Source organism: Verrucomicrobiia bacterium, from assembly GCA_026414565.1.
Classification (GTDB): domain Bacteria; phylum Verrucomicrobiota; class Verrucomicrobiia; order Limisphaerales; family Fontisphaeraceae; genus Fontisphaera.
Genome location: JAOAIT010000028.1, coordinates 1 through 14095 on the forward strand (window position 1 = coordinate 1; position 14095 = coordinate 14095).

The following is a 14095-nucleotide window of genomic DNA, read 5'->3' on the forward strand; positions in this document are numbered from 1 at the left end:
TGTACCGCGCCAGCACCTGCCGCGCCTGCTCCGTCAACTGAATCTTCAATCGCACCATCGTCTCATCCTCACTGCGCCGCCAGCCGCCGATACGGCCGCAGCGCCTCGCGCACCAGCGGCAGCAGCTCCACCTCGCCCAAAGCTTCCGCCTTCCCCGCCTGCTGCACCAGGCCTGTCCCCAGCTTGTCCCGCCGCGACCACACATGCTCGCACTGCATGGCCCACGCCCACACCAAATCCTGCGGCACCACCGCCGCCCCATCCGGCACCACCCCGCTCCCATTCTCCGTCTCGTCAAACCAATATCCTCCCGTGTAGATGATCCGCGCCTGATCCCCATCACTCCCCAGCGGCCTCGCAAACACCACCATCCCATTCATCTCATTCCGCTCCAGGATCACATCCTCCTGGGCCACCCACTCACTCCCGCGCGCCGCCCGCACCTCCACCGCGCTGATCTCCTCCACCGGATACCGCGCCAGCCACACCACCTCCCGCGCCGCCCCAAACTGCTCCACCGCATTCACCACCCGCGCAAATTTCCGCCCGCAATGCGCCTCCATCGCCCCCAACACCCCGCGCCCAATCAACACCAGCACATCATCCCATGTGCTCTGGGATTGCATGCTCTGCGGCAACAGCAGGCTTTTCAATGTCTTCAGGTTGCTCAGTCCGGCGTTCACTTCTTCAATTCAATTTTTTCTTCATTCATTTTTTTTGTGGGCCGGCCCAGCCCCAAGCCCCGTTGTCGAACCAGGCCGGCCCCGCGGCCTTCACCGCAATCCATTACGAAGCCGGCAGCGTCAGCACCGCAAACGGCTTCAACGTGGTCGAGCCCGTGGTCGTCTTGATCCGCGTCCCAGCCCGCATCGTCGCCCGGATGCTCACCTGATTCTCCGCGAACTTCAACGCAGTGGTCTGCTCCAGCTCCATGTCCTGAGCAACGCCCACCGCCAGCCCCTGCGGATCGCCGAACACCGCCACCTTCGCATTGACCGCATCCGTCGTCGGCGCGGCATCGCTCAGCACAACCGGGTAACCCAGGATCCGGCCAATCGCGCCAAAACTCGGCGCCTCGATCGCCGAAATGAAGATCGGCCGCCCCGTGGTGTCCTGCACCGTCATGGCCTTCGCCAGGATCGCAGGATTCATCCACCATTGGCCCCCACGCCGCAGCACCGCCGGGCTCACCGTGCTCAAGCACTTCGCCCAGTCATCCACCTTCGTCTGCGCCACCGTCACCCGGCCCGTCGCCGCCGTCGCCTTCAGGTTGGTGTTCAACGCAGCGGCTTCAAAAATCCCGGTGTACCCGCCATCCGTCTGATTCGTCGCACCGGCCGCCGAGATGCAGGCCCAATCCAGCCCGCCCGCCACCGACTGCGCGATCTGACGCAGCACAAAGCTCACCACGTCCACCCCCGCATCCTGGATCAACTCCCGGCTCACATGCAGCAGTGAACCAATCGTCTGCAGGCTCAGCGTCAGGCTGGCCCCGCTGAAGTCCCCCGCCGTGATCGCCGTGCCCTCCGCCGCGCCCGAGCCGGCCCCGATCCAGTACGCCGCCGGCCGCGCCGTCGCCACCGGAATGCTCACCGTCCGCGACGGCACCCGGATCACACCGAAACCCGCCCACACGCCATACTCCGCCAGAAGATGGTAGATGTCCTCCGCCACCGCCGTCGGGATCGTCGCCGCCCCCACCCCGGAATCACTGCCCGTCAGCGCGCGCTCCACATGCTCCGGCAGTTTCGCGTGCGGGAAGGCAATCTTTTTCAACAGCCCCAGCATGATCTCGCGCTTCTCCTCATTCCCCGTGATGCGATTCAGGATCGCATCCTCCCGGCTCTTGAACACACTCGACCGCTCCCGCTCCAGCGCCGCCAGCGTCCGCTTCAAACTCGCCAACAATTGCGCGTGATCCGCCTGCTGGTTTTTGAGTCGGGTCAACTCCTCAAAGGAGTTCTTCACGCTCTTGTCCAGCGAATCCAGATTTCGCACCAGCTCCGCCTGCTGACCGCGCAAGCTCTCCACACCCTCAATCACCGTATCTTCAAACGTTTTCATCATGTCACTCTTCCTTTCTTTTTTTAAGTTTGTTGCACTGCAATTTCACAGCCCTTTCAAGGCCGCCTCGAATCTCCGCAAAAACATCAGCCGCGCCCGCTCTTTTTCGGCCAGCAGCGCGCGAGCAGGTCCATCTGCGCTGTGCCCCATCACGTTGTGTTTCCGCGAAAGAAATTCAATGTCCTCATCACTCAGCGCGCCCGCCTTGTAGCTCCGCGCCACCGCATTCGGATTCGCCCCAATCACCACCGCGCTCAACTCAATCTGCTCCTGAGCCAGGTAGATCACCTCCACCTCCTGCGCCTCCAGCCCCAGCTCCGCCGCCACCGCCGCAAACTGCCCGGCTTGGCTCGGATTCCACCGGCTCACCCACTCCACAGGCTGAAACCCCACACTCACCGCCCGCAGGTATCCGGCCCGCGTCATCGCCCAGCCGATCTGCGCCAGCCGATTCTCCGGCACATCAATCGCCCACTTCACGATCTCGATCAGCTTCCGCCCACGCACCCCATAATCCACCACGCGCCCCAGCAGTGCATCCACCGTGTCGTAACGATGGCTGTCCACAAACGGCGCATTTTTCTCGAATCGCGAAAACCTCCATCCATCCGCCCGGATCACCTCGCGGTAACTGTCCACCGTCTCATCGCTCGCGATGTATTCCACCAGTCCCTCGCGCTCATCCAGCACCCGCACCGCCGGATGCAGCACCCGCCTCACCATCTCATTCTCCAACTCAATCTTCATCTCTTTCATTCTCATGCTTCCTCCTCTTCTTCTCCGCCCGCGCCCTCTTCGCTCGCCGCCACATGGGTGCAATGGCAGTTAATCACTTCCGCCGCCGGCCCGTCCGGATCTCCCGGAAATCTGCAACCATTCGGGAATACCTCATCCATCCCCACCACCATCCCATCCAGTTCACGATGACTCGGCCTCACATTGGAGGCTCCACTCGTCAGCCACTTTTTCCACTTCACCCCGGCCTGTTTCATCCCCAGCTCGCGCCCCTGGCCAAAGCACACATTCGTCTCCGTAATCGCGATCACCTCCGCCCGCCCGCGCCCCACCTCATTGAAAGCCGCCCGCACCCGATCACTCAGCTCGCTCAATGTCTCTCCAGCCTCCAGCCCCGCCTCCAATTGAGCTTTAATCTGCTCGAAAATGTTCTGCGCCGCCCCTGAAATCCGGTTTTCACGGCCCCGCAAAAACTCCAGCACCGGCTCCGGCGGCAGCGCAAAAGCCCCACCATCTTTCTGCAACTCCTCCCACCCCTCGCGCCCCGCCGTCCCCAGGCACGATTGCCACAGCGGCTTCAGTCCCACAACCAAACCCTCCCTGAAATTCTTCAGATCAAACATCAACTCCGCCGCCACCGCCCGCACCGCGCCCGCGCCTGCGCCCGCGCCCGGCCCGCGGCCCTCGGGCCCCAGCTCACGCTCCAGCTTCGCCAGCACCTCCGCCCGCGCCCGCATCAACTCCCGGCCAATCCTCCCCAGGAACTTTTTCTTCCAGGCCCGGCGCCGCACCATCTGCTCCCGCCATTGCGGGCGCGCCGCGCGCATGGCCTCAAGCGTGCACCCACAATCGCACCGCCGCGCCTCCGCCCGCTCCCGCAGCGCCCGCACCATCAACCCCGCTGCGCCCGCGCTGCCCGCGCCGCCCGCCGCCGCCGGACGATTCTCATCCAGCTCCGGCATCGTCTCCGGCGCCGCCACCTCCGACGCCGGCACCACTCCCATCGGCAGGTAGCCAACCTCCCAGCCCTCAAACTCCGGCAGGCCCAGCTCCAGGTACTCATTGATCAATTGCATCGGCATGCCCGCCGACCACAATTTCATCCCCACCTCAATCCGCTCCCGCCGCACCATCTGCATCGTGCTGTGCTCATCCCAGTCAAACTCCGCCCGCACCTCGGCCCCAACAATCCGCCGGCTCACTTCACTAATTGCCCGCGCCAGTTTCGCCGCCACCGGCTTGCAGGTTTCCTCGATCAGAAGATACCTGTCGCTCGCGCTGCCCACGGAGTAGCTGGCCTGGATGTCCGCCATGCTCGGCGGCACCCCAAACGCCAAAAATATCTCGTGCCGATTGCCCAGCCGCTGCTGCACAAAAGCCGCATCCGGCGCCTTGATCCGCGAATCTTCAATCTGAATCTCCCCCGCCATGAAAATCGGCCGAAAATCTCCCCGCTGATTGGCCAATCGCTTGGCCCGAAATTCCCGCACGATCATCTCCCGCTGCTCCTGCGTGGGCAGCCCGCCCTTCGCAATGATGATCGGCCCCGTGTCCCCATTCGCCGCCGCCAGGTGCCGCGCAAACCTCGACTGCAGCCAGTCTGTCTCCGCCGCCAGCCGCGCCGCCCCCATCTCACTCAGCCCACGAAAGTCACTGTACGGATTCCACTCACGCACATGCACCACCTGCTCCGGCACCAGCCGGTGCGTCCACCCTCTCCCATCCGTGAACACCCAGCCAATCAACGACTCCCCATCCGTCACCTCCCGCATCCTATCCGGCCGCGCCACAATCAGCGGCCCGCGCACCGCCCCCGGCACCAGCCAGGAATCATCCATGATCCAGAAAAATTCCCCAGTGAGTTTCAGCCAGCCCACGCTGGCCTCCACCAGCTCCTCAAACCCCATCCCCCGCGCCGGCGCCCGCCAAAAAGCCCGCAGCTCCTCACTGTCCGGCTCCAGCACCAGCGGCACCGACGCAATCGGCCCCGCCACCCGTTTGATCGCCCGCTGCACCCACACGCTCTCCGCAAAGGGCCGCGCCAGCACCTCCCCCGAAACCATGGGCTCCAACCCCATCAAAAATTCCGCCATCGAACCAGATCCGCCCCCCGACCCGGCCCCGCTCCGCCCCGTCAACCGGCCCCAGGCCCGCTGCACCACCCCCAAAACCCCATTTTTCTCTTTGGCGCTCATTTCACCTTGTGATCCACCCGCCAGACCCTTTTGCAAAACGCCGGAAACCGTTTGCATTTTGATTTTTTTTTGCGGCGAGACATCCGATAGCGGACCGCTCCATCCTGTCGCTTATAAACGATTTTAGCGCGGCCACCCACCCAGCCGCTCCGCCCGACCGCATTTTCCTGGCTTCATTCATCTTTTTTTCGCCCTCACACCAGCTCCGCGTGCAACCGGATCGCCCGCCCCACCTCCCGCGCCGCCCGCGCCGCCAGTGCCAGCGCCGTGCACCGATCCGCATGCCCATCCGCCGTGTGCGGCGCCCGGTACGTGATCCCGCCCCCCTGCAGCCCCACCCGCTGCACCGAATGCAAATCCTCACGCACCGCCCGGCTCACCGGCACCCGCACCCGCCGCTCCTCAAAAGCCATCCGCAACTTCCCAAAAATCTCATTTTTCAAGAGATTGCTGAAATTGCACAATTCCACCTTCCCCCACCTGTGGCCATCGGGCCGGTATTCGCCAAACCCATGCACCAGGTAATCCCCCAGCCCCACCCCCGGCCCGGTATAATCCACGCAGCACAGCTCCACCGCCGCCAAACGCGCCTCCAGCAACCGCACCTGCTCCGGCGTGCTCAGCCCCTGCATCACCAGCACCTCCCGCGTGATCCATTGCTCCCCCAGCAGCTCCAGCGTCCAGGCCACACTTAGATCTCGCTTCCGCGCGAAATCCAGCCCCATCACCAGCCGCCGCCCGCGCGCGCCCAGCTCCCAAAACTCCGCCGGCTGCGCCTCCGCAGCCTCCACGCTTTCGCATCCCGCAATCAATTCATAGCTGAGGAGCACCGCGCTCGAATCCAGAAACTCACACTCAAATTCCTGCGCCCAGCCCTCCGGATCATTCAGCCCGCGCCGCAATTCCTCCACATTCACCGGCAGCCCCGCCGCCGCCGCTTCATAAATATTGCAGCGATGCCGCCGCCAGCCCGATGCCTCCGCATTCTCCCACAAATCCGCGAATTTATTGCCCCGACCATTCGGCGTGCTCACCACTCGAATCTTGAACTCGCCCTTCAACGGATTGGCTATGCTCGGGAAAATCGCCCGCCAAATCGCATCCGGCGACTCGTGAAACGCGAATTCATCCAGCACCAAGTTCGCGCTGTACCCGCGCGCCGTGGCCGGATTCGCCGGGATCGCCACCAACCGGCTCCCATTGCCCCATTTGATCTCCGCCGCCTTCAGCAGCGCCTCCGCCGCGTCCCGAATCTCCGCGTAATCCGCCACCGCCAGCTTGAACGCCTCCGCCCACTCCCGCGCCTTCAGCATCCACTCCAGGGCCTGCCGCTCGCCCGCGCTCAGGCAAACCCAGGTCGTCTTTCGCGCCAGGCAATCCGCCACTGCCTCCGCCGCCGTCGCAAAGCTCTTTCCCGTCTGACGCGCCCAGCAGCCAATCTTGAATCGCGCCCCATCCTCCACCCAGGCGCGCTGGTACGGCAGCAGCAGCTCCAGCGGACTGGCCACCGCGCCACCCGCGCCTTTCTTCGATCGCACTTTTCCGCTGCTGCTCATTTTTTTTTCGCTCACTTCACGCTCAGCCCGAAAATCTCGCGCATCCGCTGCATCTTTTCCTCCGCGCTGAGCCCTGCATCCTGCACCACCCCCTGCGCCGCATCCGCCTGCGCCGCCCGCCGCTCCAGCACCGCCACCCGCCGCTCCTCCAAAATCAGCTCCTGCCGCTTCACCGCCAGCCGCTCCGCCTCCAGCACCTGCCCCATCATCGGCCCCGCCACCCGCAAAAATTCGGGATCCGCCGCGCCCGCGCTGGCCAACTGCATCACCAGCACCCTGAATAGCTTGATCAGCGCCTCCACGCTCGGTGCCGGGTTTTTCCCGTACTCTTTTTCGCACTGGCGCATCATCTCCGCGCCGCTCGCAATGCTCCGCAGGATCCGCTCCTGCAGCTCCCGCGCCCGCCGGCCCTCCAGCCAGTTCGCCAGCGCCGTGCGCGAAATCTTCACCCCCCGCTCCCGCAGCCACACCAAAGTTTCATCCAGCGTGTGCCCCTCGCCAAAACGCGCCAGCTCCACCTGCACCTCCGGCGCCAGCTTGTCCAGCACCGCATCCCCGCGCCGCTTTTTGATGTTCAAGCTCACAACAGCGCCGCCCTCATCTCCCCTTTCCGGGTCAGCCCATAATGGATCATCCCCGTCAGATCATCCGCCACCGCCACCAAATAACCCTCCCGCTCCATCCCCCGCAGCACCTCCCGCACCGTGCTCACCAGGCTCTCCGGGTACACCGCCTGCACCGCCGCCACCAGGGCCGCCTCCGTCAGCGGCTGCCCCTGCGCCTCACGCAGGGCCCGCAACAAAAAAAGTTTCATCTCCGCTTTCATCACATTTTCCTCGCTTCACTAATGAGTCTGACCACCGTCGCCGGCACCGCCCGCACCTCGGCACTGAGCTCATCCACCCGCGCATTCACCGCGCGGATCTCCTGACTCAATTCCATCCGAATCGAATCAATCTTCGCGTACATCGTCTTCCTGGAATCACTCGCCATCTGCTCGCGATGCTCAAATTGCTCTTGAGTTACGAAGTTTTTGGCCGCCTCGAGCCGCACCTCCTCCGTGCTCGGCCTTGGTTTGAACCGATCCACCAGCCCCAGTACCCCGTTCACCATCCAGATCAAAAATGCCGCGCAGGCCAGCCAGCCTGCGATGTTCACACTCGTGATTTCATTCATTCCCATTCAACTCATCCCATCCGTCGGCGCATCCGGCTGCCCTCACCCAGGACCAGCCATGACCCATCCATCTCCCACTCCAATCGCTCCCGCTCCGCACCCCGCCGGCGCTGCTTCAGCCGCTCCCTCTCCATCCGCGCCCGCGCCCGCGCCAGCCGCCGCTCCACCCGATCCTCCGCACCACCACGCTTTTCACCCCACCAGCTCATTTCATTTTTCCTTCAACTCCTCCGGCCCCACATACAAAATCGTGTACCCCGCCGGTATTACCACCTTGTTTGGTGATTTAATCCACTGCCCGCCATCAAACACGAATACCCGCGCCCGCACCGGCTCCGCCAATTTCATCACCTGCTCACTCGGATGCACCATCACCACCCGGCTCGCGCACCCGAGCCCCAGGGCGCAGACGAGCGCGCAACACACGCAGCACCCGCTCCCGCTCACCCGCCGGACCGCGACCCTCCACCATTCCCGTGTCCCGCCGCGCCAGCCGCTCCGCCCAAAAAAGAAGCGCCTGAGCAATCCCGCGTGCAATGGCCGCCAGCCAGCCCACATCACAACCTTCCTCACTCCGCCCTAACCGGCGCCGCCTTCTTCAACTGATCCACGATCTCGCGCAGCCCCACCCCCGCGCTCCCGGCCACAGCACCCCAGATCGTGCCCGCGTCAAAACTCCCCGACGCCACCAGCTCCGCCAGCGCGCCCAAGATCGGCGCCAGGATCGGCAGCCAGGCCTTTGGCAATTTTGGCAGGAAAAACTTGATGATGGCAATCACCACCGGCACCACCACCGGGATCAGAATCATTGTCAGGCTCGGCCCCTGCGCCCCCTCCGCACCTGCCGCACTCGCAAAAAGAAGCATCTCATTCATGCCCGAATTCTCGCACCACCTCCGCATCCTGGAAATGTCATGGAAACAAAAAAAAGAGAGCCGGATCCCTCCGGCTCTTTTCCCTTCCCGGCCAATGGCCCCGCGCTCACACCTTCGCCTTCTCCCGCGCCTTCTCCCACCGCCGGCGCGCCAAGGCCCGCATCATTTCACGACGCATATCAGGCGCCACCTTGGCCCATTTTTTCTTCGCAGCATCAGATTGATGAGAATTCGAATAAATTAAGCGGATAGGAACCAGCATGTGAATCGGATCATAAATGATATATCCCAAATAATGATGAAACCACTCGATGTGCCACTTTAGCTTGGATTTCCTTGCATGAAATCCCAATTTTGCCATATAGATTATGAATTCATCGAAATTAGATTTCGCATAACATGGATAGGCATCGCGATGCACGATCGCCAGGCCATGCGCTCCGGCTTCAAGAATGAATTCGATGGATTTTAATATGAGCAATTGTATTAAATCCTGGTTCGCCTCATATTTTATTTTTAGTCCATAACCATCAATACCATCCAGGGCCAACTTATAAAATTTATCAATCTCATTTTTTGTTGGAGGCGTGAGTCCGACTAAGCTAGCGTAAGTGCTCATCTTTTGTCCCCCCGTCCGCCGCACCGGTTCATCCGGCGCGCCCAGGCTGCCCCAGCTTGGAGGTGGGGGGCCGCAGCCCTACATTTTAGTTAAATTTTCGATTTGCTTTTCGATGGACATGATGTGCTCCTCGATCCGCTTTGCCTTTTCCAAATTCCCCTGCTGCACTCTTTTTTGGAAAGCCTCACGCAATGTTTTAAGGGTCATTTTAAGCCCCTCGATCCTGGCCCGCCGCTCCGCCGCGGCGGCGGCGCCAGAGACCTCATCCTTGGCCCAGTTTAAAAGGGCCCGGACAACCTTTTCTGTTCCGGCCTGTTTGGGGCGAATTCGGACGTCAACAATAGGATCTTCGTGATTTAATTTGGCTCCAAGGCCACGGTCATGATCGCTAACACGGGCGACGACGTGTCGCCCGTTGAACTCAAAATGGTAGTATCTGCTGCACGAGATAGAAGAGTACTCCCACCCCTTAAAAAGGAATCCAGCAGCAGCCAATCTTGCGATCTGTTTTTTATTAAGTTCCATACGCCCATTTTTTAAGCATAATGCGTGCCGGTACGCACAGAAAAATATTTATTTTTCGCAAATATCTTTCTTGCAAGACATTCCAACATTTTCGCCTCTTCTCACTTTTGATTTTGGCACGATTCTTGAATGGATTTTTTCCAAATTATGAGAAAAAAGCAGGCTGGTTTTCTCATAAATGATATATCACCACACCCCTCACCACCCATTTTTGCCCGCCGACAAGGCCCCGCTCCAAACCCCCAACAGCAATCAAGCCCTTATAACAGATAAAATTATTTCATCGTGAAATGATTTTTTTGTAAGTGCCTAATCTCCAAAGCCTTAGAGAAAAACTATTTCACGATGAAATAATTTCCGCCCCACCCGGCGCCGCCTCGGACCCGCCTTCACCATCCCCGGCCCTCACTATACTATATAATCAGAGGAGCCTTGATCCCCGCCGCCAGGCCCACAGCTCACCCCAAATCCCCCACACCCCAGCCAACCCCAAGCACCACGCCATCCCCTCAAACAGCCGATTATTATCGGCCAAAATGGCGCTGACCATAAATGGCACCGAAGACAAGGCAAACACCACGGACGCCCCCATCGCCCAGTTGAAACTCTTTTTCTCGTTTTGCGTTTTCATTTTTCTTTTCCATTCGAAGTTTGATACCTCGGCCCATCCTCCGCCGCCGCCGGCAATTCCTCCCATCGTGTCACCCGCCCATCCGTCTGCTTCAAAATGGCCCTCCAGTCCAGCGGCAGCATCACAAAGCCATCGCGCTCGAAAGCATGCAAAAAAGATTGGACACAGAGCTTAATAATCCCAGCTCTTGTCGTGCCCATCTTTTGTGCTGCGGCGTCCAACCTCGAAATCGTGATGGGATCGAGCCGGACAGGTATTGGCTTACCTTCCACACTAAAACGTATATCAGAAAAAAATTATCTAACAATGAAAAAAAGTGCTTGACATCGTATATTGATGATATACGTTATTGCCGGATGCAGGAAAAAGCACAGAGACCAAAAACAAGGCCAATTCCAATCCGGTTGGACGATGAGCTTTTGTCTCGAATTCTCCAGGCCGCAAAGCGTCTGGGCATCCCACGGTCATGCGTGATCCGCCTGGCCATCTTAAATCAATTGCCCGAAATCGAGTCCGGGAGAATCCAGCTAAGATCATGATCCCGATGTTTCTAACCATTTTGTGGTCCTGTTTCATCCTTCACGGCTGCCGCCAGGCAGCCGCCCGCACTTCAGCCAGCCATGGCGCCGGCTCCACCCTCCTGCGCCGCCATGCTCACGGCTCAAACCCATTCTCCTCTCCAGCGCTAAAGCCGGTGGAGGGGGCCATTTCACCATGTGCCCATTGACCACCAACATCGCCGCCGCCGCGGCCCTGCTCAAAAAGCCCACTCACCGGATCATGGAAATGATCGAGTCCGGTGAAATCTCATGGGCATTAAACGTTGCTGCGCCGGAAATTGGTCGGCGCGAAGTCCGCATTCCGACCTGCAGCATTCTGGCCTGCGCCGAAGGCCGAGAATTCAACCCACAGCCGCGCGACCTGGCCAAGTCCCTGTTTGGCGGCTCCATCGTGGAAAATGGCATTCCGGCTCCCAGATTCTACACTGCCCTGGGCATCACCCACGGGCACTTTTACAATCTCGTCCGGGCGGGCGCGATCGCCCTCTCCCGCGCCCCCCATCGCGGCGCCTCAGGCGCCGCCATCATCCCGTTTTCCGCCGCCGTTCAATTTTTGGAAAAGCGTCGCATCTCATGAACATCCAACCAGCCGAAGTCCAGCTCCCTGAAGTATCCAACTGCTCCGATCCTTGGGGTCAGGTCAGTCGCTACGCGCTGCTCGCTGCCAGATTCATGCATGCCAGCCTCGCCTGCCAGGCCATGGCCGGCTTCATCCTGATTGAACTTCGCAAAAATTTCGCCGTCCGCAAACCCGGCCGGCCTTCATCATCATCAATCTCAGCCGAGCTTGATTGGGAAGATGCCTGCTTCGATGCAGGCATCAGCGCCACCACCGCCTGGCGCTGGATGAAGCTGGCCCAGGCCATCAAGCCGCGGCTCCGCCGCCTCGGGGCCGAAGAACGGCTCAGAGAACTCATCAACTCAAGCCCGTCAACGTGGAACCAAGACGAGACCGATCTTGTATTCAAATCCCTGGAGAAAATCACCGACGGGAAAACCCAGCTCGACTTCCTCAGTGAGATCGGCCTCGCCAAGCGCGCCCCAGGCGGCCCCGGCGGCGCGCGCAAAAACGATGCCGGAGCGCCCGCGCCGACTCCAGCACTGGCACCAGCCACCGATTTCACCGCCATCGCCATCCGCGACTGGGGTGAGATCCAGCGGCTCCTGGAATCCTACGACGCCGCCGCCATGTTCTCCCACCTCAACCAAGCCCTCATTCAAGCTCAATGCGCTGTGCTTGAAACCGCCCTGCAGGCCCGCCGCAGACACTTGATTGAAAAATGAAAAACCTCACCTCATCCCGCGCCCTGGCCGCCATCCTACCCGCCCTCACCACCCGTGAGCGCATGGAATTGCTTGCCTGGATTTCCACCCTCGAAACGATTCAGCCTCCGTATCAATCCGCCTACCGCGAAATTGCATCACGTTTCGGGGTTTCCACCGCCACCGTCCGGCGGAAACACGACCTCCTCCGCCGCCTCGGACCCGCCGCCCTCGCCCCGGCCCGCGCCGATCGGGAACCGGCCCTCGCTCCAGAATTAATTGAATTCTGGAAATCCCTTTGCCAGCTCAACCAGCGAAAAAGCAAACCCGCCTACCGGCTCCTCCTTAAAAAATTCTTCGCCGGGGAACCCATCCCCGGCATCCCAAACGACCAGCCGCGCAACCAACTCCCCCGCGGCTGGTCGTACCGAAACTTCATGCGGTTCTCCCCGAACCGCTTCGAGCTCACTGCCGCACGCATCGGCCGCAGCGCTGCCGCCGCGTACCGCCCACTCGTCTTCACCACCCGCCGCCACCTCCAGGTCGGTCAGTTTTTTGTATTCGACGACCTGTGGCATGACCATTTCTGCAACATCCTGGACACCCGCCAATGCGGGCGTCCCCTTGAGTTTCACGCCCTCGATCTGGCCTCGGGATGCAAATTCGCCTGGGGCATGCAGCTCCGCGCCGAACGCCCGGACGGCACCGAAACCGGCCTCACGGAGTCTGCCATGCGCTTCCTCCTGGCCTATGTCCTGGCCGAATTTGGTTACAACCCAATCACCGGCACCACCCTCATCGTCGAACACGGAACCGCCGCGATCCGTGAAGACGTGGAGCGCTTGCTCCATTCACTGTCCAACGGCAAGATCACAGTCCATCGCGGCGGCATCCAGCGCACGCCAGCCTTCCCCGGCCAGTTCTCACCAGCTGGCCGGGGCAATCCCCGCGCCAAAGCCCACTTGGAGAGTTTAACCAACTTAATCCACAATGAAATGGGTTTCATCCCTGGCCAAACCGGCCCCACCCGCGATGCCCGGCCCGAGGGCCTGCACGGCCTGCTTCAGTACAACCAAAAGCTCCTCTCAGCCGCCGCCGCCCTCCCCGAGGATCTGGCCCGTGAACTTAAATTCCCTGTCCTCGAATTCCGCCGCTTCCAGGAACTCGCAGGCCAGATCTACGATGCGATCAATTCCCGCACCGATCATCAACTTGAAGGATGGGAAGATCGCCACACCATTGACCCATCCACCGGCCTCCTCCGCCGGCTCTCACCACGCGAGGTCTTCGACGCCGGACGCCCACATCTCACCCCGCTGCCACCCCATGCCACAGCCATGATCCTGGGGCCTGATCTCGGCGTGGAGCGAACCGTCGGCGCCAATCACATCATCGAATTCCAGGACCGAAGCGTCGCACACGCCCGCCTCCGTTTCCTCGCCACCGAGCTCCAACCAGGCTCGCAAGTCATCACCGTGCTCAACCCATTCCATCCCTCAGCGCTTTTCACCTTCGATCAGCATGGCCGTTTCATCGCGGCCCTTCCGCGACTCGATCCCGTGGATCGTGCCGACATCGAGGCCATCCACCGCGCCTGCGGCCGCGCCGCGGCCATCGAGGCCGAACTCCTCGCCCCCGTCGCCGCCCGCGGCGCCGCCCTCACCCGCGCCCGCGCCCACATGCACGCCCACAATGCCGCCGTCCTGGCCCGCGCCGGACGCCCCGCGCCGCCGCCCCCCGATCCTGCCCTCGCCGCCGCCGCCGCCGACGACATCCTCGATACCCAGCCCGAGCGCACCGCCGCCGCCGCCGCCGATGAACTGCCGCCCGCGGCCGAGCCGCCAGAAAATTTCTTAGAAACCATCCTCGACCAACCAACCAACCAACATTCCTAAG

At 61.5% G+C, this 14095-nt stretch carries 17 protein-coding genes; 3 read left to right on the forward strand and 14 right to left on the reverse strand.

Going from position 1 to position 14095, the window contains the following annotated elements:
- Positions 1-68: 68 nt before the first annotated feature.
- The 14 genes from N3J91_06920 to N3J91_06985 all read right to left on the reverse strand — a co-directional run bounded on the left by N3J91_06920 (position 69) and on the right by N3J91_06985 (position 10376).
- Positions 69-683, reverse strand: a complete 615-nt coding sequence (locus tag N3J91_06920) for a hypothetical protein (GenBank protein MCX8156160.1) — start codon at positions 681-683, stop codon at positions 69-71.
- Positions 684-786: 103 nt separating this feature from the next.
- On the reverse strand, positions 787-2067 hold the full coding sequence (locus N3J91_06925) for a phage major capsid protein (protein MCX8156161.1): 1281 nt from the start codon (positions 2065-2067) through the stop codon (positions 787-789).
- A gap of 42 nt (positions 2068-2109) precedes the next feature.
- Positions 2110-2826 (reverse strand): hypothetical protein, encoded by a 717-nt coding sequence (locus N3J91_06930; GenBank protein ID MCX8156162.1) that lies wholly within the window; start codon positions 2824-2826, stop codon positions 2110-2112.
- Positions 2823-5051 (reverse strand): phage portal protein, encoded by a 2229-nt coding sequence (locus N3J91_06935; GenBank protein MCX8156163.1) that lies wholly within the window; start codon positions 5049-5051, stop codon positions 2823-2825. The genes N3J91_06930 and N3J91_06935 overlap by 4 nt, the downstream gene beginning before the upstream one ends.
- Positions 5052-5188: 137 nt before the next feature.
- Positions 5189-6550: a terminase family protein gene (locus tag N3J91_06940; GenBank protein ID MCX8156164.1), complete on the reverse strand. Its 1362-nt coding sequence runs from the start codon at positions 6548-6550 to the stop codon at positions 5189-5191.
- A gap of 11 nt (positions 6551-6561) precedes the next feature.
- Positions 6562-7134: a DUF3486 family protein gene (locus N3J91_06945; GenBank protein ID MCX8156165.1), complete on the reverse strand. Its 573-nt coding sequence runs from the start codon at positions 7132-7134 to the stop codon at positions 6562-6564.
- Entirely contained in the window at positions 7131-7364 is a 234-nt protein-coding gene (locus N3J91_06950) for a hypothetical protein (GenBank protein MCX8156166.1), read from the reverse strand. Before N3J91_06950 ends, N3J91_06945 begins: the two co-directional genes overlap by 4 nt.
- A gap of 11 nt (positions 7365-7375) precedes the next feature.
- The gene (locus N3J91_06955) at positions 7376-7726 is read right to left on the reverse strand and encodes a hypothetical protein (protein MCX8156167.1); all 351 of its coding nucleotides are present in this window, start codon (positions 7724-7726) and stop codon (positions 7376-7378) included.
- 11 nt (positions 7727-7737) lie between these two features.
- Positions 7738-7935 (reverse strand): hypothetical protein, encoded by a 198-nt coding sequence (locus N3J91_06960; GenBank protein ID MCX8156168.1) that lies wholly within the window; start codon positions 7933-7935, stop codon positions 7738-7740.
- 1 nt (position 7936) lies between these two features.
- Positions 7937-8098, reverse strand: a complete 162-nt coding sequence (locus N3J91_06965) for a hypothetical protein (protein ID MCX8156169.1) — start codon at positions 8096-8098, stop codon at positions 7937-7939.
- A 197-nt stretch (positions 8099-8295) separates the two neighbouring features.
- Entirely contained in the window at positions 8296-8601 is a 306-nt protein-coding gene (locus N3J91_06970; GenBank protein ID MCX8156170.1) for a hypothetical protein, read from the reverse strand.
- A gap of 106 nt (positions 8602-8707) precedes the next feature.
- The gene (locus tag N3J91_06975; GenBank protein MCX8156171.1) at positions 8708-9220 is read right to left on the reverse strand and encodes a hypothetical protein; all 513 of its coding nucleotides are present in this window, start codon (positions 9218-9220) and stop codon (positions 8708-8710) included.
- Between the two features lie 78 nt (positions 9221-9298).
- Positions 9299-9745 (reverse strand): hypothetical protein, encoded by a 447-nt coding sequence (locus N3J91_06980; GenBank protein MCX8156172.1) that lies wholly within the window; start codon positions 9743-9745, stop codon positions 9299-9301.
- A gap of 421 nt (positions 9746-10166) precedes the next feature.
- Positions 10167-10376: a hypothetical protein gene (locus N3J91_06985; GenBank protein MCX8156173.1), complete on the reverse strand. Its 210-nt coding sequence runs from the start codon at positions 10374-10376 to the stop codon at positions 10167-10169.
- Between the two features lie 714 nt (positions 10377-11090).
- Between N3J91_06985 and N3J91_06990 the strand changes: the two genes are divergently transcribed.
- Genes N3J91_06990 through N3J91_07000 form a run of 3 tightly spaced genes read left to right on the forward strand, consistent with a single transcriptional unit; the run spans position 11091 to position 14094 of the window.
- A complete protein-coding gene (locus tag N3J91_06990) occupies positions 11091-11513 on the forward strand; it encodes a hypothetical protein (GenBank protein MCX8156174.1) in 423 nt (140 codons plus the stop codon).
- Positions 11510-12220: a hypothetical protein gene (locus N3J91_06995; protein ID MCX8156175.1), complete on the forward strand. Its 711-nt coding sequence runs from the start codon at positions 11510-11512 to the stop codon at positions 12218-12220. Before N3J91_06990 ends, N3J91_06995 begins: the two co-directional genes overlap by 4 nt.
- Positions 12217-14094 (forward strand): hypothetical protein, encoded by a 1878-nt coding sequence (locus N3J91_07000; GenBank protein MCX8156176.1) that lies wholly within the window; start codon positions 12217-12219, stop codon positions 14092-14094. Before N3J91_06995 ends, N3J91_07000 begins: the two co-directional genes overlap by 4 nt.
- The last annotated feature ends 1 nt before the right edge of the window (position 14095 follow it).